This is a genomic window from Streptomyces violaceorubidus (genome assembly GCF_000717995.1).
Classification (GTDB): domain Bacteria; phylum Actinomycetota; class Actinomycetes; order Streptomycetales; family Streptomycetaceae; genus Streptomyces; species Streptomyces violaceorubidus.
This window is the reverse complement of sequence record NZ_JODM01000001.1, coordinates 813289-839159: the sequence shown is the minus strand read 5'-3', so window position 1 is coordinate 839159 and position 25871 is coordinate 813289. Positions and strand designations below refer to the sequence as shown.

General features: G+C 71.1%; 26 protein-coding genes, 1 tRNA gene and 1 riboswitch. Of the genes, 14 read left to right on the top strand and 13 right to left on the bottom strand.

Annotation, left to right across the window (positions count from 1 at the left end):
- Window positions 1–77: 77 nt before the first annotated feature.
- The 5 genes from IE94_RS0103895 to IE94_RS0103875 all read left to right on the top strand — a co-directional run bounded on the left by IE94_RS0103895 (window position 78) and on the right by IE94_RS0103875 (window position 6302).
- Window positions 78–365, top strand: coding sequence for a DUF3311 domain-containing protein (locus tag IE94_RS0103895; protein ID WP_030145945.1), 288 nt, complete (start codon window positions 78–80; stop codon window positions 363–365).
- A complete protein-coding gene (mctP, locus tag IE94_RS0103890) occupies window positions 362–1972 on the top strand; it encodes a monocarboxylate uptake permease MctP (protein WP_030145944.1) in 1611 nt (536 codons plus the stop codon). Before IE94_RS0103895 ends, mctP begins: the two co-directional genes overlap by 4 nt.
- A gap of 71 nt (window positions 1973–2043) precedes the next feature.
- Window positions 2044–2550: a GNAT family N-acetyltransferase gene (locus IE94_RS0103885; RefSeq protein WP_030145943.1), complete on the top strand. Its 507-nt coding sequence runs from the start codon at window positions 2044–2046 to the stop codon at window positions 2548–2550.
- 103 nt (window positions 2551–2653) lie between these two features.
- Window positions 2654–2797, top strand: a riboswitch (cobalamin riboswitch).
- 122 nt (window positions 2798–2919) lie between these two features.
- Complete coding sequence (locus IE94_RS0103880) at window positions 2920–5295, top strand: ribonucleoside-diphosphate reductase subunit alpha (protein WP_030145942.1); 2376 nt, start codon at window positions 2920–2922, stop codon at window positions 5293–5295.
- Window positions 5295–6302: a ribonucleotide-diphosphate reductase subunit beta gene (locus IE94_RS0103875; RefSeq protein ID WP_030145941.1), complete on the top strand. Its 1008-nt coding sequence runs from the start codon at window positions 5295–5297 to the stop codon at window positions 6300–6302. Before IE94_RS0103880 ends, IE94_RS0103875 begins: the two co-directional genes overlap by 1 nt.
- Here IE94_RS0103875 and IE94_RS0103870 read toward each other — a convergent pair.
- Window positions 6215–6475 carry a hypothetical protein gene (locus tag IE94_RS0103870; RefSeq protein WP_030145940.1) on the bottom strand — a complete coding sequence of 87 codons (261 nt, stop codon included), beginning with the start codon at window positions 6473–6475 and terminating at the stop codon, window positions 6215–6217. The two genes, IE94_RS0103875 and IE94_RS0103870, sit on opposite strands and share 88 nt — an antisense overlap.
- A gap of 92 nt (window positions 6476–6567) precedes the next feature.
- On the opposite strand from IE94_RS0103870, the gene IE94_RS0103865 reads away from it, so the two are divergent.
- Window positions 6568–7536: a GlxA family transcriptional regulator gene (locus tag IE94_RS0103865; protein ID WP_030145939.1), complete on the top strand. Its 969-nt coding sequence runs from the start codon at window positions 6568–6570 to the stop codon at window positions 7534–7536.
- Window positions 7537–7551: 15 nt separating this feature from the next.
- Here the strand turns inward: IE94_RS0103865 and IE94_RS0103860 are convergent, their stop codons facing one another.
- From IE94_RS0103860 to IE94_RS0103815, 10 genes are all read right to left on the bottom strand, one after another.
- Window positions 7552–8928 carry a bifunctional albaflavenone monooxygenase/terpene synthase gene (locus IE94_RS0103860; protein WP_030145938.1) on the bottom strand — a complete coding sequence of 459 codons (1377 nt, stop codon included), beginning with the start codon at window positions 8926–8928 and terminating at the stop codon, window positions 7552–7554.
- On the bottom strand, window positions 8925–10010 hold the full coding sequence (cyc1, locus tag IE94_RS0103855) for an epi-isozizaene synthase (protein ID WP_063829701.1): 1086 nt from the start codon (window positions 10008–10010) through the stop codon (window positions 8925–8927). Before cyc1 ends, IE94_RS0103860 begins: the two co-directional genes overlap by 4 nt.
- A 258-nt stretch (window positions 10011–10268) precedes the next feature.
- Entirely contained in the window at window positions 10269–10919 is a 651-nt protein-coding gene (def, locus tag IE94_RS0103850; protein WP_030145936.1) for a peptide deformylase, read from the bottom strand.
- An 86-nt stretch (window positions 10920–11005) separates the two neighbouring features.
- Entirely contained in the window at window positions 11006–11986 is a 981-nt protein-coding gene (locus IE94_RS0103845) for a tetratricopeptide repeat protein (RefSeq protein WP_030145935.1), read from the bottom strand.
- Window positions 11987–12099: 113 nt separating this feature from the next.
- Window positions 12100–13365, bottom strand: a complete 1266-nt coding sequence (locus IE94_RS0103840) for an HD-GYP domain-containing protein (RefSeq protein WP_030145934.1) — start codon at window positions 13363–13365, stop codon at window positions 12100–12102.
- Window positions 13362–14687 carry an HD-GYP domain-containing protein gene (locus tag IE94_RS0103835; protein WP_030145933.1) on the bottom strand — a complete coding sequence of 442 codons (1326 nt, stop codon included), beginning with the start codon at window positions 14685–14687 and terminating at the stop codon, window positions 13362–13364. Before IE94_RS0103835 ends, IE94_RS0103840 begins: the two co-directional genes overlap by 4 nt.
- Before the next feature lie 107 nt (window positions 14688–14794).
- Window positions 14795–15109: a mycothiol system anti-sigma-R factor gene (gene rsrA / locus IE94_RS0103830; protein ID WP_030145932.1), complete on the bottom strand. Its 315-nt coding sequence runs from the start codon at window positions 15107–15109 to the stop codon at window positions 14795–14797.
- Window positions 15106–15789 carry an RNA polymerase sigma factor SigR gene (gene sigR, locus IE94_RS0103825; protein ID WP_003973756.1) on the bottom strand — a complete coding sequence of 228 codons (684 nt, stop codon included), beginning with the start codon at window positions 15787–15789 and terminating at the stop codon, window positions 15106–15108. The genes rsrA and sigR overlap by 4 nt, the downstream gene beginning before the upstream one ends.
- A 257-nt stretch (window positions 15790–16046) precedes the next feature.
- Window positions 16047–16703, bottom strand: a complete 657-nt coding sequence (locus IE94_RS0103820) for an alpha/beta hydrolase family protein (RefSeq protein ID WP_030145931.1) — start codon at window positions 16701–16703, stop codon at window positions 16047–16049.
- Window position 16704: 1 nt separating this feature from the next.
- Entirely contained in the window at window positions 16705–17520 is an 816-nt protein-coding gene (locus IE94_RS0103815) for an SOS response-associated peptidase (RefSeq protein ID WP_030145930.1), read from the bottom strand.
- Window positions 17521–17570: 50 nt separating this feature from the next.
- On the opposite strand from IE94_RS0103815, the gene IE94_RS0103810 reads away from it, so the two are divergent.
- The 4 genes from IE94_RS0103810 to IE94_RS0103795 all read left to right on the top strand — a co-directional run bounded on the left by IE94_RS0103810 (window position 17571) and on the right by IE94_RS0103795 (window position 21240).
- Window positions 17571–18293 carry a M50 family metallopeptidase gene (locus IE94_RS0103810; protein ID WP_030145929.1) on the top strand — a complete coding sequence of 241 codons (723 nt, stop codon included), beginning with the start codon at window positions 17571–17573 and terminating at the stop codon, window positions 18291–18293.
- Between the two features lie 123 nt (window positions 18294–18416).
- The gene (gene aroA / locus IE94_RS0103805; protein ID WP_030145928.1) at window positions 18417–19733 is read left to right on the top strand and encodes a 3-phosphoshikimate 1-carboxyvinyltransferase; all 1317 of its coding nucleotides are present in this window, start codon (window positions 18417–18419) and stop codon (window positions 19731–19733) included.
- A 12-nt stretch (window positions 19734–19745) separates the two neighbouring features.
- Complete coding sequence (gene rsgA, locus IE94_RS0103800; RefSeq protein ID WP_030145927.1) at window positions 19746–20759, top strand: ribosome small subunit-dependent GTPase A; 1014 nt, start codon at window positions 19746–19748, stop codon at window positions 20757–20759.
- Between the two features lie 157 nt (window positions 20760–20916).
- Complete coding sequence (locus IE94_RS0103795) at window positions 20917–21240, top strand: DMT family transporter (RefSeq protein ID WP_030145926.1); 324 nt, start codon at window positions 20917–20919, stop codon at window positions 21238–21240.
- 30 nt (window positions 21241–21270) lie between these two features.
- Here IE94_RS0103795 and IE94_RS0103790 read toward each other — a convergent pair whose 3' ends face one another.
- Window positions 21271–21903 carry a TetR/AcrR family transcriptional regulator gene (locus tag IE94_RS0103790; protein ID WP_030145925.1) on the bottom strand — a complete coding sequence of 211 codons (633 nt, stop codon included), beginning with the start codon at window positions 21901–21903 and terminating at the stop codon, window positions 21271–21273.
- 195 nt (window positions 21904–22098) lie between these two features.
- Between IE94_RS0103790 and hisN the strand changes: the two genes are divergently transcribed.
- Window positions 22099–22899: a histidinol-phosphatase gene (hisN, locus tag IE94_RS0103785; RefSeq protein WP_030145924.1), complete on the top strand. Its 801-nt coding sequence runs from the start codon at window positions 22099–22101 to the stop codon at window positions 22897–22899.
- Window positions 22900–23030: 131 nt separating this feature from the next.
- Window positions 23031–23438 carry a CBS domain-containing protein gene (locus IE94_RS0103780; protein WP_030145923.1) on the top strand — a complete coding sequence of 136 codons (408 nt, stop codon included), beginning with the start codon at window positions 23031–23033 and terminating at the stop codon, window positions 23436–23438.
- A gap of 81 nt (window positions 23439–23519) precedes the next feature.
- Here the strand turns inward: IE94_RS0103780 and IE94_RS0103775 are convergent, their stop codons facing one another.
- A complete protein-coding gene (locus IE94_RS0103775) occupies window positions 23520–24971 on the bottom strand; it encodes a catalase (protein ID WP_030145922.1) in 1452 nt (483 codons plus the stop codon).
- Between the two features lie 164 nt (window positions 24972–25135).
- On the opposite strand from IE94_RS0103775, the gene IE94_RS0103770 reads away from it, so the two are divergent.
- Both IE94_RS0103770 and IE94_RS0103765 read left to right on the top strand, forming a co-directional pair.
- Window positions 25136–25552, top strand: coding sequence for a Fur family transcriptional regulator (locus tag IE94_RS0103770; RefSeq protein WP_030145921.1), 417 nt, complete (start codon window positions 25136–25138; stop codon window positions 25550–25552).
- Between the two features lie 50 nt (window positions 25553–25602).
- A tRNA-Met gene (locus tag IE94_RS0103765) sits at window positions 25603–25676 on the top strand.
- Window positions 25677–25871: the final 195 nt, after the last annotated feature.

Sequence of the window (25871 nt, the reverse complement as noted above, 5' to 3'; positions counted from 1 at the left end):
TCTTCCGCTGTCCTGAGACCGTCACCTACATTGCGTGCGCACTGCACGTGGTGATCAGCGAGGGGACGGAACCGCTCATGCCAGAAGACACCCAGGTGAGCAGAGGGCCGGTGGTGACGCCGGTGCGCGTCGTCATCGGGCTCTGTCTCGTCGCACCGTTCGTCGCGATGATCTGGGTCGGGTCGTACGCGAAGACGGACCCGGCCTTCATCGGCGTCCCGTTCTTCTACTGGTACCAGATGGCCTGGGTGCTGATCTCCACCCTGCTGACGGTGATCGCCTACAAGCTGTGGCAGCGCGACCAGCGCGGGCGCGCGGCCCACTCCACCGCCCCCGCCACCGCGAAGGGCGGTGAGTCGCGATGAACGACGGCGTGAACGGCGTCGCACTCGGCGTCTTCATCTTCTTCTTCGTCCTCGTCACCGCCATGGGCTTCCTGGCCGCCCGCTGGCGCAGGGCGGCGAACGAGCACAGCCTCGACGAGTGGGGCCTGGGAGGCCGCTCGTTCGGCACCTGGGTCACCTGGTTCCTGCTGGGCGGCGACCTGTACACCGCGTACACCTTCGTGGCCGTCCCGGCGGCCATCTACGCGGCGGGCGCCTCCGGCTTCTTCGCGGTGCCGTACACCATCCTGGTGTACCCGCTGATCTTCACCTTCCTGCCCCGCCTGTGGTCGGTCTCGCACAAGCACGGGTACGTGACGACCTCGGACTTCGTGCGCGGCCGGTTCGGCTCCAAGGGCCTGTCGCTGGCGGTGGCCGTCACCGGCATCCTGGCGACCATGCCGTACATCGCGCTCCAGCTGGTCGGCATCCAGGCCGTGCTGGACGTGATGGGCGTCGGCGGCGGCGAGGACACCAACTGGTTCATCAAGGACCTGCCGCTGCTGATCGCCTTCGGGGTGCTGGCGGCGTACACCTACTCGTCGGGACTGCGCGCCCCCGCGCTGATCGCGTTCGTGAAGGACACGCTGATCTACATCGTCATCGCGGTGGCGATCATCTACATCCCGATCAAGCTGGGCGGCTTCGACGACATCTTCGCGTCGGCGAGCGACAAGTTCACCGAGACCGGGGTGGGCGGGGTGGTGCCCAACGCGAGCGGCCAGTGGACGTACGCGACCCTCGCGCTCGGTTCGGCCCTGGCGCTGTTCATGTACCCGCACTCGATCACCGCCACGCTGTCCTCGCGCAGCCGTGAGGTGATCCGCCGCAACACCACGATCCTGCCGCTGTACTCGCTGATGCTGGGTCTGCTGGCGCTGCTGGGCTTCATGGCGATCGCGGCCGGGGTCAAGGTGCAGAACGGCCAGCTGGCGATCCCCCAGCTGTTCGAGGACATGTTCCCGGACTGGTTCGCGGGCGTGGCCTTCGCGGCGATCGGCATCGGTGCCCTGGTCCCGGCGGCGATCATGTCGATCGCGGCCGCGAACCTCTTCACCCGCAACATCTACAAGGACTTCATCAAGCCGGACGCCACCCCGCAGCAGGAGACCAAGGTCTCCAAGCTGGTGTCGCTGCTGGTGAAGGTGGGTGCGCTGATCTTCGTCCTGGGCATGGACAAGACGGTCGCGATCAACTTCCAGCTGCTGGGCGGCATCTGGATCCTGCAGACCTTCCCGGCCCTGGTCGGCGGCCTGTTCACCCGCTGGTTCCACCGCTGGGCGCTGCTCGGCGGCTGGGCGGTCGGCATGGTCTACGGCACGGTCGCCGCCTACGGCGTGGCCTCGCCGACGCAGAAGCACTTCGGCGGGTCCTCCGACGAGATCCCCGGCATCGGCGAGATCGGCTACATCGGTCTCACCGCCTTCGTGCTGAACATCCTGGTCACCGTGGTCCTGACCTTCGTGCTGCGGGCGGTCAAGGCGCCCGACGGCATCGACGAGACCAAGCCGGGCGACTACACGGCGGACGCCGGCGACCCCGGCGTCCAGGTGGAACTGCCGCCGGCCACGGCGGGCAGCTCGCACTAGCGGCGTTCCTCAGCGGGCCGTCGGAGACCTCCGGCGGCCCGTTGTCGTAGCCGTCGGGCACACTCGGCGTCATGGACTTCGTGATCCGGCGGGCGACGGCCGAGGAGTACGACACCCTCGGCGAGATCACCGCGCAGGCCTACCTGCGCGACGGCCTCCTCGACTTCGGGGAGAGCGATTCCTACCTGGACGAGCTGCGGGACGTGGCCAAGCGGGCGGCTGCCGCCGAGGTGCTGGTCGCCGCGGCGGACGGCCTGGTGCTCGGCGGCGTGACCTTCGTGCCGTCCGGCGGCCCCATGGCGGACATCGCGGGCCCCGGCGAGGCCGAGATACGCATGCTCGCCGTCGCCCGCGAGGCACGCGGCCGGGGAGCCGGCGAGGCCCTCGTGCGGGCCTGCGTCGACCGCGCCCGCGCCGTGCCGGGCTGCACGGGCGTCGTGCTGTCGTCCCAGGCGGCCATGCACACCGCCCACCGCCTCTACGGGCGTCTGGGCTTCGTCCGTACGCCGGACCGGGACTGGAACCCCGTGCCGGAGCTGGACGACATCATGCTGCTCACCTACGGACTGACGCTCTGACGCTCTGACGCTCCGACGGCGACCGGACATGACCCGGCGCGCCTCTCGAATCGCCACAGAGACACAACATCTGGGGGTGCTGGCGGAGCCCGGCACAAGATGTATGCTCATGCTCGCTGTCGCCGCAGGGGAATCCGGTGCGAATCCGGAACTGTCCCGCAACGGTGTACTTGCGTGCATCCGTACGTCTTCGCACGTGCGCGCACGCCTGTCCAGTCCGAGGACCTGCCGACAGTGCGCCCGGCCGTCCCGGCCGGGGTGCCATGACGTCCGGGCCTCGTGGAGTGGGCCGGTGGACGCGACGCCGCGTGCGCTCGTGCTGCCCCCTGCCCTCCGCCAGGCCCCGTGCCGAGCGAGGGAGTGCTCCACGTGACCATCGCGCCAGCCGATCCGGCTTCAGCGACCCCGGTGACGGCGACCGGAGAACCGGACGGACCCGGTGCCGCACTGCTGCGGACCCTGACCGAGCTGACCGCCGACCTTCCCGACGCCGACCCCGGCCGGGTGGCCGCCGCCGCGCTGCGCGGCCGGTCCGCCCACGCCGACGAGGCCGAGCTGCGCGAGCTGGCCACCGAGGCGGCCGCCGGCCTGATCTCGGAGGACCCGGTCTACTCCCGGCTGGCGGCCCGGCTGCTGACCATCGGCATCCGTGCCGAGGCCGCGTCCCAGGGCGTCACCTCCTTCACCGGCTCCGTCGCCACCGGACACCGCGAGGGTCTGATCGCCGACCGCACCGCCGCGTTCGTCCGGCTGCACGCGGCCCGCCTCGACGCGCTGATCGACCCGGCCGCCGACGACCGCTTCGGCTACTTCGGGCTGCGCACCCTGTACAGCCGCTACCTGCTCCGCCACCCGATCACCCGCAAGGCCGTCGAGACCCCCCAGTACTTCCTGCTGCGGGTCGCCTCCGGGCTCGCCGAGGACGACACGCCCCGCGCCGTGGACGAGGTCGGCGCGCTGTACGGCCTGATGAGCCGCCTCGACTACCTCCCCTCCTCCCCCACCCTCTTCAATTCCGGCACCCGGCACGCCCAGATGTCGTCCTGCTACCTCCTGGACTCCCCCAGGGACGAGCTGGACTCCCTCTACGAGCGCCTCCACCAGGTCGCCCGCCTCTCCAAGCACGCCGGCGGCATCGGCATCGCCTACTCCCGCGTCCGCGCCCGGGGTTCGCTGATCCGCGGCACCAACGGGCACTCCAACGGCATCGTCCCGTTCCTGAAGACGCTGGACGCCTCGGTCGCCGCCGTGAACCAGGGCGGCCGGCGCAAGGGCGCGGCGGCGGTCTACCTGGAGACCTGGCACGCGGACGTCGAGGAGTTCCTGGAGCTGCGGGACAACACCGGCGAGGACGCCCGCCGTACGCACAACCTGAACCTCGCGCACTGGGTGCCGGACGAGTTCATGCGCCGCGTGGACGCCGACGGGACCTGGTCGCTGTTCTCCCCGGCCGACGTGCCGGAGCTGACCGACCTGTGGGGCGAGGAGTTCGACGCGGCCTACCGCAGGGCCGAGGAGGCGGGGCTCGCCCGCAGGACGCTGCCCGCCCGCGAGCTGTACGGCCGCATGATGCGCACCCTCGCGCAGACCGGCAACGGCTGGATGACCTTCAAGGACACCGCCAACCGCACCGCCAACCAGACCGCGACCCCGGGCCACGTCGTCCACTCCTCCAACCTCTGCACGGAGATCCTGGAGGTCACGGACGACGACGAGACGGCGGTCTGCAACCTGGGCTCGGTCAACCTCGGCGCCTTCACCGACCCCGCGTCCGGCGACATGGACTGGGAGCGCCTGGACGCCGCCGTCCGCACCGCGGTCACCTTCCTGGACCGGGTCGTCGACATCAACTTCTACCCGACCGAGCAGGCGGGCCGCTCCAACTCCCGCTGGCGCCCGGTCGGCCTCGGCGCCATGGGCCTCCAGGACGTCTTCTTCCAGCTCCGCCTGCCCTTCGACTCCCCCGAGGCGAAGGCCCTGTCCACCCGGATCGCCGAGCGGATCATGCTCGCCGCGTACGAGACCTCCGCCGACCTCGCCGAGCGCGACGGGCCCGCGCCGGCCTGGGAGAAGACCCGTACGGCCCGGGGCGTGCTGCACCCGGACCACTACGGCGTCGAGCCCGTCTGGCCGGAGCGCTGGGCCGCGCTGCGCGAGCGCATGGCCGCGACCGGGCTGCGCAACTCCCTGCTCCTGGCCATCGCGCCGACCGCGACCATCGCCTCCATCGCCGGGGTCTACGAGTGCATCGAGCCGCAGGTGTCCAACCTGTTCAAGCGCGAGACGCTGTCGGGTGAGTTCCTCCAGGTCAACTCCTACCTGGTGGACGACCTCAAGCGGCTCGGCGTGTGGGACGCGCGCACCCGGGAGGCGCTGCGCGAGGCCAACGGCTCGGTGCAGGGCTTCTCCTGGATCCCCGAGGACGTGCGCGCGCTGTACCGCACCGCCTGGGAGATCCCGCAGCGCGGCCTGATCGACATGGCCGCCGCCCGCACCCCGTACCTCGACCAGGCCCAGTCGCTGAACCTGTTCCTGGAGACGCCGACCATCGGGAAGCTCTCCTCGATGTACGCCTACGCCTGGAAGCAGGGCCTGAAGACCACGTACTACCTGCGCTCGCGCCCGGCGACCCGGATCGCCCGGGCCGCGGCCCGAGCCACCGCCGTCCCCGTGCAGGCCGCCTCGGACCCCGAAGCGGTCGCCTGCTCCCTGGAGAACCCCGAGTCCTGCGAGGCCTGCCAGTAATGACCACCAAGAACCTGCTCGACCCCGGCTTCGAGCTGACCCTGCGCCCCATGCGCTACCCGGACTTCTACGAGCGCTACCGGGACGCCATCAAGAACACCTGGCACGTCGAGGAGGTCGACCTCCACTCGGACGTCGCCGACCTGGCGAAGCTCAGCCCCGAGGAGCAGCACCTGATCGGCCGCCTCGTGGCCTTCTTCGCCACCGGTGACTCGATCGTCGCGAACAACCTGGTGCTGACGCTCTACAAGCACATCAACTCCCCCGAGGCGCGGCTGTACCTGTCCCGTCAGCTCTTCGAGGAGGCCGTCCACGTCCAGTTCTACCTGACGCTCCTGGACACCTACCTGCCCGACCCGGAGGACCGCGCCGCCGCCTTCGCGGCCGTGGAGAACATCCCGTCCATCCGGGAGAAGGCCGAGTTCTGCTTCCGGTGGATGGACTCGGTCGAGTCGATCGACCGCCTGGAGACCCGGGCCGACCGCCGCCGCTTCCTGCTCAACCTGATCTGCTTCGCGGCGTGCATCGAGGGCCTGTTCTTCTACGGCGCCTTCGCCTACGTCTACTGGTTCCGCAGCCGGGGCCTGCTGCACGGCCTGGCCACCGGCACCAACTGGGTGTTCCGGGACGAGACCATGCACATGTCCTTCGCGTTCGACGTCGTCGACACCGTGCGCAAGGAGGAGCCGGAGCTGTTCGACGACGAGCTGCGGCAGCAGGTCACCGACATGCTGGGGGAGGCCGTCGAGGCCGAGCTGCAGTTCGCGCGCGACCTGTGCGGTGACGGCCTCCCGGGCATGAACACCGACTCGATGCGGCAGTACCTGGAGTGCGTGGCCGACCAGCGTCTGACGCGGCTCGGCTTCGCCCCGGTGTACGGCTCCGAGAACCCCTTCTCCTTCATGGAGTTGCAGGGGGTTCAGGAGTTGACCAACTTCTTCGAGCGGCGTCCCTCGGCGTACCAGGTGGCGGTGGAGGGCACCGTCGACCTGGACGAGGACTTCTGAGTCTCCTTCCCCCGGCTCCTCTCCTCCTGGCTCCTCTTCTCCTGGGCCTCCCTGATCCGGCGGTCGATGCGCCGGTCGCGCACGATGCCGATCACGGAGGGGAGGACCATGAGGACGAGGAGTCCGAAGGTCGCGAGCATTCCGACAAGGGCTTCGATCTGGTTTCCGGTCATGACACCACTGTCACGCCGGATACTCCTTACCGGGAGTGGCAGGACTGCCGCAATACCTCGATTTCCTGCCACCGACGAGGCACACTGGCGGCATGTTGCAGAACGTGGCCGCCGTCCTGCTGGACGGCGCGCATCCCTTCGAACTCGGCGTCGTCTGCGAGGTCTTCGGCATCGACCGGAGCGACGAGGGCCTGCCTCGGTACGACTTCGCGGTGGTCTCCGCGGAGGGCCCCGAGCTGAGCACCCACGTCGGCGGACTGACCGTCTCCACGCCGTACGGTCTCGACCGGCTGGAGGAGGCCGACCTGATCGCGGTGCCGGCGGGCAGCGACTTCGTGCGCCGGGAGTACCCGCCCGAGCTGCTGGACGCCCTGCGCCGGGCGACGGACCGGGGCACCCGCGTCCTGAGCGTGTGCTCCGGCGTCTTCGTGCTGGGCGCCGCCGGACTGCTGGACGGGCGGCGGTGCGCGGTGCACTGGCACCACGCGGCCGAGCTGGCCCGGCAGTACCCGCGGGCCCGGGTCGCGCCGGACGTGCTCTACGTCGACGAGGACCCGGTGATCACGTCCGCCGGGACCGCCGCCGGCATCGACGCCTGCCTGCACCTCGTGCGCAAGGAGCAGGGGACGGAGGTCGCCAACCGGATCGCCCGGCGCATGGTGGTGCCGCCGCACCGGGACGGCGGACAGGCGCAGTACATCGAACGGCCGCTGCCGCGCTCCTCCTGCGACACCGTCGGCGAGGTGCTGGCCTGGATGGACCAGCACCTCGACGAGGAGGTCACCGTCGAGCAGCTCGCGGCCCGGGCGCACATGTCCCCGCGCACCTTCGCCCGCCGCTTCCAGCAGGAGACGGGGACGACCCCCTACCGCTGGATCCTGCGCCAGCGCGTCCTGCTGGCGCAGCGCCTCCTGGAGGCGACGGACGAGACGATGGACACGATCGCCTGGCGCGCCGGATTCGGCACGGCGGCGGCCCTGAGACACCAGTTCACCAGGTCCCTGGGCACCACCCCGCACGCCTACCGGCGCACCTTCCGGGGCCCGGAGGCCGCCGCCTGACCGGGCCAGGCCGCGTCACCGGGCCACGGGCCTGACCAGCAGGTCGTGCGGGCGCAGCGTGATGCCGACCCGGACCGCGTCGTTCGAGCCCGCCACCTGCTCGAAGCGGTACTTGGTGGCGAGCGCGGCCGTGATCAGGGTGAGCTGAGCCATCGAGAAGTGGTCACTGGGGCACTTCCGCTTGCCCGCACTGAAGGGCTTCATGGCGTATTTCGGCACATTCTTCGCGCGTTCCGGAAGCCACCGGTCGGGGTCGAACTCCAGGTTGTCGTCGTACGACTTCGGATCGCGCTGGATTGCGTACGGACTGTAGATGATGTCCGCACCGGCCGGAATGCGATAGCCACCGAGTTCGCTTTCGGCCACCGCGCGCCGCGTCAATACCCATACGGCGGGACGCAAACGCATGGCCTCCATGATGACATTGCCGGTGTGCGTCAGCCGGCGCACGTCCTCGAATGCCACGGGACGCCCGCCGGTGACCGCTTCGACTTCGTCGCGTATGCGGTCGGCATGTTCCGGATGGTCGGCAAGTGCCTGGAGCAACCACATGATCGTGGACGCGATGGTTTCACTGCCGGGGGTGAGTATCGCGACCACCTGGTCGTGGATCTCCTGTTCCCCGATCGGGTCGCCATTGTCGTCCTTCGCCTCCAGCAATGCCGTGAGCAAATCGTCCGGCTTTTGACCGGATGCGCGGCGCTCGGCGATGATCTCGTCGACGAGCAGGTGCAGATCGGCCAACGCGTCGTTGAATTGGCGGTTGACCGGAAGCGGCAGCCGGTACAGCGGTCCGAGCGGGACCACCATGCGCCGGTACATGCCCCGGAAGACGGTGGCGAGCGCGACGCACAGCCGCTCGGCCCGCTCGTCCATGTACTGCCCGCGCAGCAGGCAGCGGGCCGCGACGCGCACGGCGACCCGGAAGGACTCCGAGGTGGCGTCGACGGTCCTCCCCGGCTGCCAGCGCTCGGCGAGCGCGTGCGCCTCCTCCTCCATGATCGGCCCGTAGGCGGGGATGGCGTCGAGCCGGAACGCCGGCTGGATGGTGCGCCGCTGGCGGCGGTGGAGCGGGCCGTTGGCGGTGGCCACGCCTTCCTTGCCGAGCAGCCCCTCCAGCGACTCCCACAGCGGGCCCGCTATGTGGTAGTCGGGATTCAGGGCGAGGGCACCGGTCAGCTCCGGGTCCGTGACCGCGTAGACGGTCTTCGGGCCCAGCTTGATGCGCACGATGTCGCCGTGGTCGCGCAACTGGGACATGAAGGCCAGCGGGTCGCGGGCCAGCCGCCATCCGTGGCCGAGCAGCGGCACGCCGCCGCCCGCGACGGGCGGTTCGCGCAGCTCCGGTACCCCTGGTGCGCGCGTTTCGGGGTTGACGGACTCGACGGTCATTTCTCACCTGCCGCTTCGTTGTTGACGTACGGGGGCGTGGACCGGTCGTCCCAGCTGTCGACCATGTACCGGCCGGACTCGTGGTGGAACCAGTAGACGGAACTGAACCAGTTCCGCATATTGCCGACGTTGGCCCGCACGGCGCCGCCCAGTTCCTTTCCGCGTACGGTTCCGTCGGCGAGTTCGTCGGCGAACCGTAAGGCGTCCTGCTCCACGGCGATGAACTCGGTGATGCAATCCTCGACGCGTCTGCGGACTTCTGCGATGGCTTCTTCCAGCGTGAGTGAATGGTGGGTGATGAGACTGATTCCGAGATTGTGGACCTCGTCCCCCGCAATTTCCTTGGGCAGCGAGCAGAGATCGTTGTACCAGGCGGCGAATTCCTGACTCAGCAACGCCGCACGGTGATATGCCGGGTGTTTTCTTACGGTGTCGGGGAGTTCGCAGCCCGAGCTCGTCTCCAGCAGGTCGGTCCAGATCCAGTGCGCGAAGGTGAGCCGGCGCAGTTCGAGGTACTCCGTCACGCCGGGCACGATTCCGCGCGTGCGGTTGTGGAATTCACGGTCGTACGCCTCGATCACCGCGTGGAAGTGCCGGGCGAACCGGGCGTTCCATGTGGCCGGCAGGAAGGCGTAGAGCCGCCGCACGCTGTCGGCGAACCCGGCCACCAGTGCGTCCTCGTGGTGCAGGTGGTCCCCGGGTGAGTCCAGTGCCGTGTGCAGTCGGCCACGCAGTCGCCGCCAGGCGCCGGGACGGCCGTGGACGATGTCACGGTCGTGCCGGTCGTCCCAGAGGAAGAACCACGCGCTGTAGTCCGCTATCGCCTGCATGACCTCGTCGGGCGCGCCGAGGTAGTAGCCCGCCATGAGGTCCGTGTAGCACAGGCCGTCGGCATATTCCTCGACCTTGTCCGCCGGCATGAGCCGTTTTTCGAGCAGCCAGGTGCGCGTTGCCTCCTGGAGCCTGGGCCAATACGGGTGCAGTTGCCGGGGAAATGCCGCCTCGATCACCGGGAGGCGGAGCGATGGCGGTACTGCGATCGCGGTCGGTGTCGCTGTGGTGCCGTGTGGGAAAGCATGCACGAACAAACCCCTCTCAGCCGCCGGTGGCGCACCCCTCTCGCTGAGCGGGGCGTGCGCCGTTGCGTATCCCCGCACTTCCCATTCAGCACCACAACTGACCGTTCTGGGAACGGATTTGCTTCATTCACTACCCCCGATGCCGGAATTCTCCTGTTGTGTGGCGGCTTTCCACTGACGCACACAGACGAACGGCGCCCGCTCGGGGAAGACCCGAACAGGCGCCGTGCGCAAGGGAGAGGTGTGACCCGTGAGGCGTTCTCAGTCGTTGGCGACCACGGGGTAGCGGGGCTCGTTCTCGGCCATCTGCCGCAGCGCGTCCTTGCGTTCGCGCTTGGAGAGCCGGTCGATGTACAGGTACCCGTACAGGTGGTCCGTCTCGTGCTGCAAACACCGAGCGAAGTATCCGGTGCCGCGCACCTTCACCGGGTTGCCCTTCTCGTCCTGCCCGGTCACCTCGGCGTAGTCGGGGCGGGCGAGCGGCGCGTAGGCGGTCGGCACGGACAGGCAGCCCTCGTTGCTGTCGTCCAGGCGGCGGCGGTCGGCCGGCAGCTCGACCAGCCTGGGGTTGCAGACCACGCCGACGTGGCGGACGCCCCCGTCGTCGGGGCAGTCGTAGACGAAGACCTTCTTGGAGACGCCGATCTGGTTGGCGGCCAGACCCACACCCTCGGCGGTGCGCTGGCTGGCGAACATGTCGGCCACCAACTGCTGGAACTCCTCGCCGAAGTCGGTGACGTCCTCGCACTCCTTGTGCAGCACCGGGTTGCCGACCACCGTGATCGGGCGCGAGGTGCCGCGCCCGCGCCATTCGGCCTCACGCTCCTCGCAGTCCTGGGTGTCGACGACGAACCCCTCGTCGTCCACGGGGAGCACGCCAGGGTGCTGCTGATCGGTGTCCTGCTGGGCCATGACCGACGTATGCCTTCCTCGTACAACCAAGGGTGATGCTGATGGTGACCGCTGCTGGAGGGTCCTGACAAAGACTACGGGGCCGCTCAGCAGACCTCTTCCAGATCCCGCCAGTCACGCGAGTCCGGACTGTCCGCCACCCACCCGTCCAGCAACCCCTTCACCAGCCCCGCCGGCGCGGCCACCCCGCACTCCCGCTCCGGCACCCACAGCTGCCCGTCGGTGCGGTGCCCCAGCGGGCCGGGATGCCCGGGCTCGCTGTGGTCGTGCGGGTCGAGGTGCTCGCCCTCGCCCTCGTCGGACGGCATCCGCGACTCCGAGCACATCCGGCACAGCAGCCGCACCGAGGACGACCAGTCCTCCGCGGCGAACCCGGCGTCGGCGGCCAGCTGCTCCAGGGCGTCGCGGTCGGACTCGGTGGCGGCCTCCAGGAGGACGACCCAGGTGGGCACGGGCGAGGGCGCCCACAGCTCGATCTCGTCGAAGACGGGGTAGGAGTGCCCGGCGCTGGTCGTCCGCTCCCCGTGCGGCACGCCGTCGTGCAGGACGACCTCGCCCCAGCGCCGCCCCGAGGAGGGCAGCGGGATGGACAGCACCTCGACGCGGGCGGGGTCGAGCCGCCGTCCCCACACCACCTCGGCCTCGCCCTCCGGCGACAGCCGTACGGCCGCGCTGCCGAGGTCCATGCCGAGCGGCTCACCGGCGTCCGTGGCGTCCCCGGGGGTGCGCAGCCCGTAGGCCTGCCAGGCCCGGCGGGCCAGCGGCCAGTCCTGCAGGGCGGTCGCGGCGATGCCGACGTTCCACCAGTCGGGGGCGCCGGTGTCCCGGTCGAGCAGGGCGACGGCCCGCAGGCCGGCCGCCCTGGCCTGCTCCCAGTCGTGCCGGAACTTGTGCAGCAGCGCCAGGTTGAACCAGGACTCCGACAGCCAGGGCTCCAGATCGGCCGCCCGGGTCAGCAGCGCACCCGCGTCCTCGTACCGGCCGTCGCCGATCAGCGTGAACGCGCGGTCGGTGGCCTGCCGCCAGGAGGCGGAGGGCCGGTGCCGTGCCTTGCCGAAGATCCTCACGATTCCCGCCTGCCAGTTCCGTTCTGTGGGCTGGCTGTGCCTTTCGCGCCCCCGGACACCCTCTCCCGGGCATCAAACCACGTACGGCTGCAGAGGCGCTCATTACCCATGGGTTACCCAGCCGCGGGCTCGCTAAGGCTGCTCCGGGCCAGGACCCGGGCCAGCGCTTCCACCACCTCGGGAGCGTAGTCGCCGGCGGCGGCCAGGCGCAGCTCCTCCAGTGCCGCCAGGGCACCGCCCGGACCGGCGTCGCGCGCCTTCTCCTCGTAGGCGTTCACGACCCGCACGATCCGCGCGGCGACCGGCTGCTCCCGGCAGGGGTCGGCCTGCCGCTCCACCACCACGGCGACCGCCGCGTCGACGCCGGTCTGGCGGACGACGGCCCCGCCGAGCAGCGCGATCCGACGCTGCTCGGTGACGGGCAGCTCCGCGGTGGCGCCCGCCGGGACCGGATCGACCAGGCTCAGCTGGCCGATGTCGTGCATCAGCGCCGCGTACTCCAGCACGGTCAGCTCCGCCCCGGACAGCCCCAGGTCCCGCCCGACGGCCACGCCGAGTGAGGCGACGCGGCGGGCGTGCCCGGCCGGGGTGTACCCGGCGATCTCGGTGGCGCGGGCCAGGGAGGCGATGGTCTGCCGGTAGGTGGCCCGGACGGCCGCGTACCGCCGGTAGGAGAGCTGGGCGAGCAGCAGGGGCACGCAGAAGACGGGGAGCGCCCACAGTCCCGCGACGCTCACCGCGAGCGCCATCACCGCTCCGGTGGCGCAGACCGCCGAGGTGATCCCGACCATGCCGCGCAGCTCCTCGCGCAGCAGCGGTCCGAAGGGCCAGCCGGTCCGGGCGTGCGCGGGTGCCGCGGCGAGCACCGCGTCGCACAGGGTGGTCAGGGCGAGCAGCGCGACCAGCAGCAGCGCGGCGGCGGGACCGCTCCAGTCGTCGAAGGCGCCCTGGTTGGACAGCGGACGGAAGCACACGGCGGCGAAGCCGACGGCGAGCACCCGCCGGGCCAGGTGGTCGAGGACGGGCCCGCTGCCGCGGGCGACGTAGGGCACGCTGCCGAGCAGCGAGGCGGCGAGCACGACGGTGACGGTCTGGGTGACACCGTGGTGTGCGGGCTGCCCGGCGACGTCTTGGAGCAGCGCGTACGCCAGCGCGCCCGCGGCCCCGAGCGGGGCGGCCTCGCGGGCCTCGGCACCGGGGCGCCGGGTCAGCTCACCGAGGACGACGAGGGAGCCGAAGGCCAGCGCGACGGGCCGCTGCACGGACCCCGACGCCAGCACGGAGGCGAGGCATCCGAGCGCGAGGACACCGGCGCAGCCGGGTACCAGGAGAACGGCCGCCGAGGGCGGGGACTGCGCCGGCGGCCGCGGGGCCGTCACGGTGCTCCCCGGCCGACGCCGTTCCGCGCGCCCTCGGCGAGGCCCGGTGCCCGTTCGGCGGGGAGGCCGGGCGGGCCGTCCGCCGTCACCGCCGGGCGCCAGCCGTGGCGGCCGAGCGCGTGGACCAGCGCCCGCACCATCCGCGGGTCGAACTGTCCCCCGGCACATCGCTGGAGCTCCTCCAGGGCCGCCGCGACGGGGCGGGCCCTGCTGTAGGAGCGCGTGGACGTCATGGCGTCGAAGGCGTCGGCGACGGCCACCACCCGGGCCGACTCGGGGATGCGGTCGCCGGCCAGTCCGTAGGGGTAGCCGCTGCCGTCCAGCCGTTCGTGGTGGTGGAGGACCGCGGCGCGCGCCTCCCCCAGGAACCGGATGCCGCGCACCATCTCGTGCCCGTACTCGGGGTGCAGCTCGATCACCCGGCGCTCCTCGGGCGTCAGCGGCCCGTCCTTGCGCAGCAGCCGGGTGGGCACACCGAGCTTGCCCACGTCGTGCAGGATGCCTGCGAAGCGCAGGGTCTCGACGCGCTCGTCGTCCATGCCCAGCTCCCGGGCGATCATCATGGAGGCCTGGCCGACGCGTTCACTGTGACCGCGCGTGTAGCCGTCCTTGATGTCGACGGCCTGCACCAGGGCACGGATGGTCGCCTGGTGGGCGGCCCGCTCGCGGTGGTACTGGGCGAAGGCCCACCACGCCACGCACATCGGCAGCAGGACGAGCAGCGCGGCCACCGGACCGTAGGGGCTGCGCCACAGGACGGCCATCATCAGCCCGGCGAGCCCGTGCACGGCGATCGGCGCGAGCGACCGGGGCAGCAGCCCCCGCCAGGCCCGGCTCGGCGGAACATGGTCGGCGAGGGCGAGGATCCCGCCGTCCAGCACCGCGAGCACCAGGCAGAAGGAGAGCACGCCGGCCCCGGCGGGCACGAGGGCGTACGGGAAGGCGGGCTCGCCGACCGCGTCCGGACCGTCGAGCCGCCCGTGGACCCAGGCGGCGGCCCACACGGCGAGCGTCAGCTGTGCGGCCCGCCAGACGCGCCGCAGGCCGAACGGCCGGCGCGGCACCGGGGACAGCAGGGCCCCGGGCAGCGCCACGAGCGCGGCGGCGGGCGGCGGCAGCAGGAAGGCGCCGGCGAGCAGGACGGGATAGCAGGTCCCGACGAGACGGGACCGCGCGACGAGCTCGGAGCCCGCGTACAGTGCGGCCAGCAGCAGCACCGCCCACCAGGGCGCGTGCACCGAGGGCAGCGGACGTAGGCAGAGCAGGGCGGCGAGGGCGACGGCGGTCACGTAGACACGCGCCCGTGCCGGTACCGCGTCCATGAGCCCCTCCCCCGGCCACGTCTGTCAGGCTCCGGAGCCTAGGACGGCGGGGCGAGGCCGCGGGCAGATAACCCGCGGATTAGCACGTACGAGTGACGCGGACCGGCTCAGGACTCCTGCGGAGCCGACGAGGGCGTGGTCGCGACGTCGTGTTCGGGCACGGACTGCCCGGACCTGATCAGGTCCAGCCGGCCCATGACCTTGGCGCGCAGGTCACCCGGTACGTCGTCCTGTCCGCAGCACCGCTTGACCAGCTTCTTCACCGCCTGCTCCAGCCCGTACTTCTCCAGGCAGGGCGAGCACTCCTCGAAGTGGTGCTCGAACTTCACGCAGTCCGAGTCCGGCATCTCCTTGTCGAGGAACTCGTAGAGATGATCGAGGATTTCGCTGCAATCCGTCTCGTGCGGCTCTCCGCAGCTCATGACCCCGAGCCTTTCGCTTCGTTCGACTCTCCGGCGCCGGCGGGGACGAGGCCGCGGTCGCGGGCGTAGTCCTCCAGCATGCCGCGCAGCTGACGACGCCCACGGTGCAGCCGGGACATCACCGTACCGATGGGTGTCCCCATGATGTCCGCGATCTCCTTGTAGGCAAAGCCCTCGACGTCCGCCAGATACACGGCGATACGGAATTCCTCGGGGATCGCCTGGAGCGCCTGCTTCACGTCCGAGTCGGGCAGGTGGTCGAGCGCCTGCGACTCGGCGGAGCGCAGACCCGTCGACATGTGCGACTCGGCCCGCGCGAGCTGCCAGTCCTCGATCTCCTCGGCCGCGCTGCGCTGGGGTTCGCGCTGCTTCTTGCGGTACGAGTTGATGAAGGTGTTGGTGAGGATGCGGTACAGCCACGCCTTGAGGTTGGTGCCCTCGCGGAACTGGTGGAAGGACGCGTACGCCTTGGCGTAGGTCTCCTGCACCAGGTCCTCGGCGTCGGCCGGATTACGCGTCATGCGCAGCGCGGCCGAGTACATCTGGTCGAGGAACTCCAGCGCGTCCCGCTCGAAGCGCGCGCTGCGCTCCGCGGTCGACTCCGCGCCCGTACCCCGGCCCTCGGGCTGCTCCGCCTGGCCGTGTTCGGTCCCTGCGTCGGTCCCAGTGACCGGACCCACCTCCTCCAATGACGTCGTGAAACCGAGACCGGTCCCACTCGAATCGGAGGATAGACGACGATCCGGTCCGCCCGCCGCCCGAATAGGGGCGGTCTTCGCCGCGTGCAGCACAGTCCAGTCCAGGTCGGACCGGCTGCTCCGGCTCGGGCAGAAGGCTGAACCCATGCGGCGGACTTCCTCTCCTACGGCGTCGGTGCTGGTTCTCAGCAACGTACGCACGGCACAACAGTCGCCGCGCGCCGGTCATTCCCGGGCGTTCAGCCGAGTGAGCCGGTCCACCTCACGACGCCGTCGGTGATCAGCTCCAGCGCCTCCTCCTGGCCGATCTCCGCCCGTTTGGGCACGGCGAAACCGTGGTCGCCGTGGGGCACCTCGATCAGCTCATAGGTCCCGGCGGGCGCCTCGGGGAACTCCCGCGGCCTGCCGAAGGGGTCGTTGCCGCCCTGGACGACGAGGGTGGGCACCCCGGCCCCGAGCAGTTCCTCGGCACGGGACTTCTCCGGCTTGCCCGGCGGGTGCAGCGGGAAGCTGAGGGCGAGCACTGCGTGGGCGCCCAGTTCGCCCGCGGTGCGGCAGGCGACGCGGGCGCCGGCGCTGCGGCCGCCCGAGATCACCGGCAGGCCCGGCGCGGCCAGCGCGGGCCACACGCCCCGCCAGCCGGTGTCCAGGGTCTTCGGCGCGGGCGCCAGCTTCTTGCCGGCCACCCGCCAGGGCTGCTCGACGAGGGCGACGCTCACCCCGTGGGCGGGCAGTGCGGCCGCCAGCGCCTTCAGGTCGCGCGCCTCGATGCCGCCGCCGGCGCCGTGGCTCACGGCGAGGACGAGCCGGGGCCGCGTCGCCGGGTGCCAGGTGATGCGGGCGGGGCCCGCCTCGGTGCCGGTGATCTCGATGGTCTCGGTGGTGTCGCTGGTCACGTCAGAAGAGTGTGCCCTCTTCCGGTGCCTCCAGCTCCTTGAGCAGCTCCGGTCCGTTGTTGCGGACGTTGCTCACGGCCGTGGAGACGGGGAAGGCCCGCATCAGCCCGGCGGGCGGCGGTGCCAGCAGGGAGGTCAGCTCGTCGGGGTCGGTGCGCGCCGGGTCGAGCCAGTCGTCCCAGCGGTCCGGCGTCAGCATCAGCGGCATCCGGGGGTGGATGTCGGCCAGGGCGTGCGGGCCGTCGGCCGGGGCGACGGCGAGCGGTGCGGTCTCGGCCTCGGTGGTGATCACCGAGCACGTCACCCACCACGCCTGCGGGTGGTCGTCGGGCAGCGTCCTGTCCCGCCAGAACTCGTAGAGCCCGGCCATGGCGAACACGGAACCGTCGGCGGGGGTCACGAAGTACGGCTGCTTGCGGGGCCGCTTCTTGCGCCCCTCGACCTCCAGGTCCCGCTCCTGCTTGCCGGTGACCCACTCGTAGTAGCCGTCGGCGGGCAGGATGCAGCGCCGGGCGGCGAAGGCGCGGCGGTAGGAGGGCTTCTCGTGGACGGTCTCCGCGCGGGCGTTGATCATCCGGGCGCCGCCCTCGGGCGTCTTGGACCAGGAGGGGACCAGGCCCCACTTCAGCTTCCGCAGCTGGCGAACCGGCTTCGGGTCCTCGGCGTCCTTCAGGGGACGGTCCAGGACGGCGTAGACCTCCTTGGTGGGGGCCACGTTGTAGTCGGGATCCAAGCTCTCCTCGGGCTCCCACTTCTCGATCTCGAAGATTCCCGCGAGATCCTCGGGTCGACGACTGGCCGCATACCGTCCGCACATACGTGCCACACTGCCAGACCCCGCGCACGAACGAGGAGCCCTCACCCAACATGGACCACCTCGCGACGGCCTCGCTCACCTCCCTGTGGGACGAGGTCTCCGGCACCCAGCCCGATCCCGACCTGTGGGTGGTGGTCGCGACCCTGGTGGCCGCGCTCGCCGTCGTCGTGACGCGCGCCGCGTGGCGGATAGCGCGCAACGCGATCACCATCGCCCACGAGGGCGGCCACGGCCTGGTGGCCCTGCTGAGCGGGCGCACCCTGACCGGGATCACCCTGCACTCGGACACCAGCGGCCTGACGGTGAGCCGGGGCAAGCCGCACGGCATCGGCATGATCCTCACCGCGGTCGCCGGCTACACCGCTCCCCCGCTGCTCGGCCTCGGCGGCGCCGCGCTGCTGGCCGCGGGCCGCATCACCCTGCTGCTGTGGCTGGCGACGGCGCTGCTCGTGGCCCTGCTGGTGATGGTCCGCAACGCGTACGGGGTGCTGACGGTGGTGGTCACCGGCGGCACGTTCGTCCTGGTGTCCTGGCTGGCCGGGCCGCAGGTGCAGGCGGCGTTCGCGTACGCGGTGGTGTGGTTCCTGCTGCTCGGCGGGGTGCGCCCGGCCTTCGAGCTCCAGGCCAAGCGGTCGCGGGGCGGCGCCGGGGACTCGGACGCGGACCAGCTGGCGCGGCTGACGCACGCGCCGGCGGGGGTGTGGTTCTTCCTGTTCCACGCGGTGTCGCTGTGCTCGCTGATCGGCGGGGGTCGCTGGCTGCTGGGGCTGTGAGGCCCCGGCCGCCGCCGGCGCGCCGCGCATATATGCACGGCACGTGCACTGTTGCACTTTCGGTCAGGTTTCACCGCTTTTGATCAAGATCTCCGATCGTCCTCAGCCATTAAAGTGGGGCCCATGACCGTGAACCCCGCGCACACCACCCTCTGGCCCGCCCCGCACGCGAGCGGAGCCGTCGACGCGACCGTCCACGTGCCCGGGTCCAAGTCGGTCACCAACCGTGCCCTGGTGCTGGCCGCCCTGGCCTCCGAGCCCGGCTGGCTGCGCCGCCCGCTGCGCTCCCGCGACACCCTGCTGATGGCCGAGGCCCTGCGCACGATGGGCGTCGAGATCGAGGAGGGCGTCGGCCCCGAGGGCACCGGCGAGTTCTGGCGGGTCATCCCGGCCGGCCTGCGCGGCCCGGCCACGGTCGACGTGGGCAACGCGGGCACGGTCATGCGCTTCCTCCCGCCGGTCGCCGCGCTGGCCGACGGCCCCGTCCGTTTCGACGGCGACCCGCGGTCGTACGAGCGTCCGCTGCACGGCGTGATCGACGCGCTGCGCGTGCTGGGCGCCCGCGTCGACGACGACGGGCGCGGCGCGCTGCCGCTGACCGTGCACGGCGGCGGCGCCCTGGAGGGCGGGCCGGTCGACATCGACGCCTCGTCCTCCTCCCAGTTCGTCAGCGCCCTGCTGCTGTCCGGACCACGCTTCAACCAGGGTGTCGAGGTGCGCCACACCGGTTCCGCGCTGCCCTCGATGCCGCACATCCGCATGACGGTCGACATGCTGCGCTCGGTCGGCGCCCAGGTCGACACCCCCGAGTCCGGCGGCGAGCCGAACGTCTGGCGGGTCACGCCGGGCGCGCTGCTCGGCCGGGACCTGACGATCGAGCCGGACCTGTCCAACGCCCAGCCGTTCCTCGCGGCGGCGCTGGTGACCGGGGGCAAGGTGGTGATCCCCGACTGGCCGTTGCGCACCACCCAGCCCGGGGACCGGCTGCGCGAGATCTTCACCGACATGGGCGGTTCCTGCGAACTGACGGACCTGGGGCTCGTGTTCAGCGGAACGGGTGCGATCCACGGCATCGACGTCGACCTCGGCGAGGTCGGCGAGCTGACCCCGGGCATCGCGGCCGTCGCCGCCCTCGCGGACTCCCCCTCGACCCTGCGCGGCGTCGCCCACCTGCGGCTGCACGAGACGGACCGCCTGGCCGCGCTCACCAAGGAGATCAACGAGCTGGGCGGTGACGTCACCGAGACCGCCGACGGCCTGCACATCCGCCCGCGCCGGCTGCACGGCGGCGTCTTCCACACCTACGAGGACCACCGCATGGCCACCGCAGGCGCCGTCATCGGCCTCGCCGTCGAGTCGGTGCGGATCGAGAACGTGGCGACGACCGCCAAGACCCTGCCCGACTTCCCCGACCTGTGGACCGGGATGCTCGGGGCGTAGGGACGTTTCGCCATGCGCCGCTACGGCAAGCACACCGACGAGGACGACATCCGCTCCCGCCCCAACCGCAAGGGCAACCGGCCGCGTACGCACATCCGGCCCAAGCACGAGGACGCCGCGCAGGGCCTGGTCCTCACCGTGGACCGCGGCAGGCTGACCTGTCTGGTCGAGGACCGGATCGTCATCGCGATGAAGGCCCGTGAACTGGGCCGCAAGGCGGCGGTCGTCGGCGACCGGGTGGCCCTGGTCGGCGACCTGTCCGGCAAGAAGGACACCCTCGCGCGGATCGTCCGCATCGAGGAACGCGTCTCCCTGCTGCGCCGCACGGCCGACGACGACGATCCCTACGAGCGGGTGGTCGTCGCCAACGCCGACCAGCTCGCCATCGTCACCGCCCTCGCCGACCCCGAGCCGCGCCCCCGCCTCATCGACCGCTGCCTGGTCGCGGCGTTCGACGGCGGCCTCACCCCGCTGCTGGTGATGACCAAGTCGGACCTGGCGCCGCCGGACGAACTCCTCGAGCTGTACGGCGCGTTGGACATCCCGTACGTGGTCACCAGCCGGGAGGAGCTGGAGAACGGCGCCGCCGCGGACCTGGTGCGCGAACACCTGGACGGGAAGATCACCGCCTTCGTCGGCCACTCCGGCGTCGGCAAGACGACCCTGGTCAACACCCTGGTGCCAAAGGACCGCCGCCGGGTGACGGGGCATGTGAACGCGGTGACGGGCCGCGGGCGGCACACCACCACCTCCGCCCTCGCCCTGCCGCTGTCCTCGGCCGAGGGCGGCTGGGTCGTCGACACCCCGGGCGTACGGTCGTTCGGGCTCGCGCACATCGACCCGTCCCGGGTGATCAACGCCTTCCCCGATCTGGTGCCCGGCACCGAGGGCTGCCCGCGGGCGTGCAGCCACGACGAGCCCGACTGCGCGCTGGACGCCTGGGTCGCCGAGGGACACGCCGATCCGGCCCGGCTGTACTCGCTGCGCCGACTGCTGTCGACGCGGGAACGCAAGGAAGGGGACTGACCCCCGCGTTGTTTGGCGTGCCGTGCGGCCGGTAAGTGCATAATCGCACCAAGCCGGAACCAAGTCCGAGCAAAAGCCGGACGAAGTCGCTGTCGGACGTAGCCACTGGTCGACACCGACGCAGCGGTCGCGGTAGGGGACCACGGGAGGACGAGACATGGCGTGGCTGCTGGTCATAGTGGCAGGAGTGCTCGAAACCGGCTTCGCCGTCTGTCTGAAGCTGTCGCACGGCTTCACCCGGCTCTGGCCCACCATCGCCTTCTGCGCCTTCGCACTGGGCAGTTTCGGCCTGTTGACGATGTCCCTGAAGAAGCTGGACGTCGGCCCCGCGTACGCGGTGTGGACCGGCATCGGCGCGGCGGGCACCGCCATCTACGGCATGGTCTTCCTCGGCGACCTGGTCTCGACCCTGAAGATCGTCTCGATCAGCTTCGTCATCATCGGCGTGATCGGCCTGCAACTGTCCGGCTCGGCGCACTAGGACCCCTCCCCCGGGCGCCGTCGGCCGCCGCTACGCCGTCGACCGGCGTGGCAGGACGGCGCGCAGGAGGTCGGCCACCGCGCCCTCGGCGGGCGGCGCGGCGACGCAGGACAGGGCGAGCCGCACGGCCAGTTCGCAGGAGCGGGCCAGTTCGGCGGTGTCCGACGGCGCCGACCGACCGGAGCCGCCGAGGACGGCCACGGCACGGTCGCGGACGAGGCCCACGAAGTCGCCGGGCGAGGGCAGCGGACCGTCGGCCCGCCGCTGGGCCGGCGCGGCGGAGGACGAGGGCACCGCCGACAGGGCCGGCGAGGGCAGCCGCTCGCTCCAGCAGCCGGTGAGCATGGCCCGGACCAGCGCGTTGTCGTGGGCGGCCGACATCATCCACTCGGCGGTGGCGGTGAGTCGTTCGTGCGGGTCGCTGGGCCCGGAGCGCGGATCACCGGGCCCGGAGAGCGCGCGCTCCACTCCGGCCAGATAGCCGTCGGCCTCCCGCCGCACCAGCGCCCGGGCCAGGCCGTCCTTGCTGCCGAACTCGTTGTACAGGGTCTGCCGGGACACCCCGGCGGAAGCCGCCACGTCCACCATCCGCACGGCGGACCACGGCCGGCGCTCCAGAGCCGAGCAAGCGGCATCGAGCAGGGACTCCCGGGCTGCAGGCACCCTCGCCTCCCTCGGGCCGAGCGAATGCTGCCGGATGTGCCGAAGCGAATGCTGCCGGATGTGCCGAGCGGCTTGCTGCCAGATTTGACGGGTACGGGGGCACTGTCAAGGGTCCTCGCGCCGCCCGGCCGCCCCCCGCCACGCCCGCCAAAGCCCTGGTGGCCCCGCCCCGCCCGCGGCAGATAGCGTGACGGCATGCCCGATTACCTCGACGACCTCCGCCTCGCGCACGTCCTCGCCGACGCCGCCGACGCCGCGACGATGGACCGCTTCAAGGCCCTCGACCTGAAGGTCGAGACGAAGCCGGACATGACCCCGGTGAGCGAGGCGGACAAGGCCGCCGAGGAACTCATCCGCGGCCACCTCGCCCGCGCCCGCCCCCGTGACTCGGTCCACGGCGAGGAGTTCGGCGTGGCGGGCACCGGGCCGCGCCGCTGGGTGGTGGACCCGATTGACGGCACCAAGAACTACGTGCGCGGCGTCCCCGTGTGGGCCACCCTCATCGCCCTGATGGAGGCGAGGGAGGGCGGCTACCAGCCGGTCGTCGGCCTCGTCTCGGCGCCCGCGCTCGGCCGCCGCTGGTGGGCGGTGGAGGACCACGGCGCGTTCACCGGCCGCAGCCTGACCTCCGCCTCCCGGATCCACGTCTCGCAGGTCTCCACGCTCTCCGACGCCTCCTTCGCGTACTCCTCGCTGAGCGGCTGGGAGGAGCAGGGCCGGCTCGACGGCTTCCTCGACCTGACCCGCGAGGTGTGGCGCACGCGCGCGTACGGCGACTTCTGGCCCTACATGATGGTCGCCGAGGGCTCGGTGGACATCTGCGCCGAACCCGAGCTCTCCCTCTGGGACATGGCCGCCAACGCGATCATCGTCACGGAGGCCGGGGGCACCTTCACCGGCCTCGACGGCCGCCCCGGCCCGCACAGCGGGAACGCGGCCGCGTCGAACGGCCGGCTCCACGACGAGCTGCTCGGGTATCTCAACCAGCGCTACTGAGCGCCCGTCGACTCACCCTCCGCGCCCCCTTGTTGACCCGTGCTTTACCTGTCACTCTGAGAGCTCCCCCACTTGTGAACTTGTGAATCCATGAACGAACTCATGGATCACGGCAGGAGGTGGCTCCACCCATGCTCGTCCGCGAAGTCATGAGCACGGTCGTCCTCACCATCGGTCCCGCCCACACACTCCGCCAGGCCGCCGCCCTGATGTCCGCCCGCCGTGTCGGCGCGGCCGTGGTGTACGACCCCGACGCCGGCGGCATCGGGATCCTCACCGAACGCGACGTCCTCGTCTCCGTGGGCCGGGGCCAAGACCCGGACACCGAGCGCGCGCACGGCCACACCACCACCGACGTCGTCTTCGCCGCGCCGACCTGGACGGTGGAGGAGGCGGCGGGCGCGATGGCGCACGGCGGCTTCCGCCATCTCATCGTCCTGGAGGGCGGCGAGCCGGTCGGCATCGTCTCGGTGCGCGACATCATCCGCCGCTGGGCGCCGGAGCGCGCTCCGCACCACGCGCCGGTGGTGACCGCCTGACGGGACGGAGCGACGAACGGGCCGGACCCCCGTCCCCGGGGATCCGGCCCGCCGCTACGACAAGCGGTCCAGTGCTGGACGTCAGCCGCGCAGGGCCTGGACCGCGGCCTCCAGCCGCTTGCCGAAGTCACCGTCGGCCTGACGGAAGTTGCCGACCGCGCGCTCGACGATGTCGTCGCGCGAGACCTTGGAGAGGGCGCCCGCCAGGTTGTCGATCAGCCGCCCCTTCTCCTCCTCCGTCATCAGCCGGTAGAGGTTGCCCGCCTGGACGAAGTCGTCGTCCTGCGCGTGAGAGGGCGCCCGGGTCTCGCCGGTGACGCCGGAGACCGCGACCGGCTGCCACAGGGCCCGGTCCGTCTGGAAGGGGCCGCCGAAACTGTTCGGCTCGTAGTTCTTCGCGCCCTTGTGGCGGCCGTCGTACAGGTGGCCGTCACGGGAGTTGGTGCGCGCGACGGTGGCGTGCGGGCGGTTCACCGGCAGTTGGTCGGCGTTGATGCCGACGCGGTAGCGGTGGGCGTCGCCGTAGGCGAAGAGGCGGCCCTGGAGCATCTTGTCCGGGGACGGCCCGATGCCGGGCACGAAGTGCGCCGGGGAGAAGATCGACTGCTCGACCTCGGCGAAGATGTTCTCCGGGTTGCGGTTGAGCTCCAGCTTGCCGAACCAGACGATCGGGTAGTCCGCGTGCGGCCACACCTTGGTGAGGTCGAACGGGTTGAATCGGTACGTCGCCGCCTCGGCCACCGGCATGATCTGCACACCGACGGTCCAGGACGGGAGGTCGCCGCGCTCGATGGCCTCGCGCAGGTCGCGCTGGTGGGAGTCGGGGTCCTCGCCGGCGAGCCGGTCGGCCTCGGCCTGGGTGAGGTTCCTGATGCCCTGGTCGGTCTTGAAGTGGTACTTGACCCAGAAGGCCTCGCCCGCCTCGTTGTTCCACTGGTAGGTGTGCGAGCCGAAGCCGTCCATGTGGCGGTACGACGCCGGGATGCCGCGGTCGCCGAACAGCCAGGTCACCTGGTGCGTCGACTCCGGCGACAGGCTCCAGAAGTCCCAGACGTTGTCCATCTCGGTCGAGCCCGTGTAGGGGTCGCGCTTCTGGGTGTGGATGAAGTCGGGGAACTTGATGGCGTCCTTGATGAAGAACACCGGGGTGTTGTTGCCGACGAGGTCGTAATTGCCCTCCTCGGTGTAGAACTTCAGCGAGAAGCCGCGCGGGTCGCGGACGGCGTCCGCCGCACCCAGGTTGCCGGCCACGGTGGAGAAGCGGAGGAAGGTCTCCGTCTCCTTGCCGACCTCGGAGAGGAAGGCCGCGCGCGTGTACCCGGTGACGTCGGCGGTGACCGTGAAGGTGCCGTAGGCGCCGGCGCCGCGGGCGTGCACGACGCGCTCCGGGATGCGCTCACGGTTGAAGTGGGCCAGCTTCTCGAGAAGGAGCTGGTCCTGGACGAGCACGGGGCCGCCGACGCCCGCCGTCTCACTGTTCTGGTTGTCGGCTACGGGAGCACCTGTCTCCGTAGTGAGCGGTCCCTGGGTCACGAGCTCCTCCTGTTTGGCCATCCTGGCGGTCCTGCCGGTCCTTGCCGGCCTACCTCTTGGCTAATATCGTTGCCGATCCTACAATAGACAATGTCTAAGTCAAGCAAGGCTCCAAAATCACACCCATTCGGGACCTGGTCCCCGTTGCTGTTAGGCTGATGTGTATGAGTGACCTTCTGGAACGGCTGCGCGGGCGCGGTTGGCGCATGACCGCGCAGCGGCGGGTGGTGGCCGAGGTCCTCGACGGCGAACACGTCCACCTGACGGCCGACGAGGTGCACTCCAGGGCCGTCGGCAAGCTCCCCGAGATCTCCCGGGCGACGGTCTACAACACCCTCGGCGAGCTGGTCTCGCTCGGCGAGGTGCTGGAGGTGGCCACGGACAAGCGCGCCAAGCGCTACGACCCGAACGCGCACCGGCCGCACCACCACCTGGTCTGCTCCCAGTGCGGCGCGATCCGCGACGTCCACCCGAACGGCAACCCGCTGGCCGACCTCCCCGACGCGGAGCGATTCGGCTTCACGGTGTCGGACGTCGAGGTGACGTACCGCGGCACCTGCCCGAACTGCGCGGCGGCATGAGCGCGGATTTGCTTCTCGTCTTCAGGTTGACGTAGTGTTCCATTCATCGACGCGGGGTGGAGCAGCTCGGTAGCTCGCTGGGCTCATAACCCAGAGGTCGCAGGTTCAAATCCTGTCCCCGCTACTGAAGGCCTAGGGCCGGAATCCGATCGGATTCCGGCCCTAGGTGCGTCTTCCTTACTGCGGGCAGGCAGTCGTGGGTGGGCGCAGCGGCACCCCGCTGCGCCAGGCCGCGCACCCACCGCCGGCTCAGGTTGGTGCCGGGCACGTTCAAGAAGCGCACGGGCTCAGCACAGCGTCCCGCCTCACGCCCCACGCC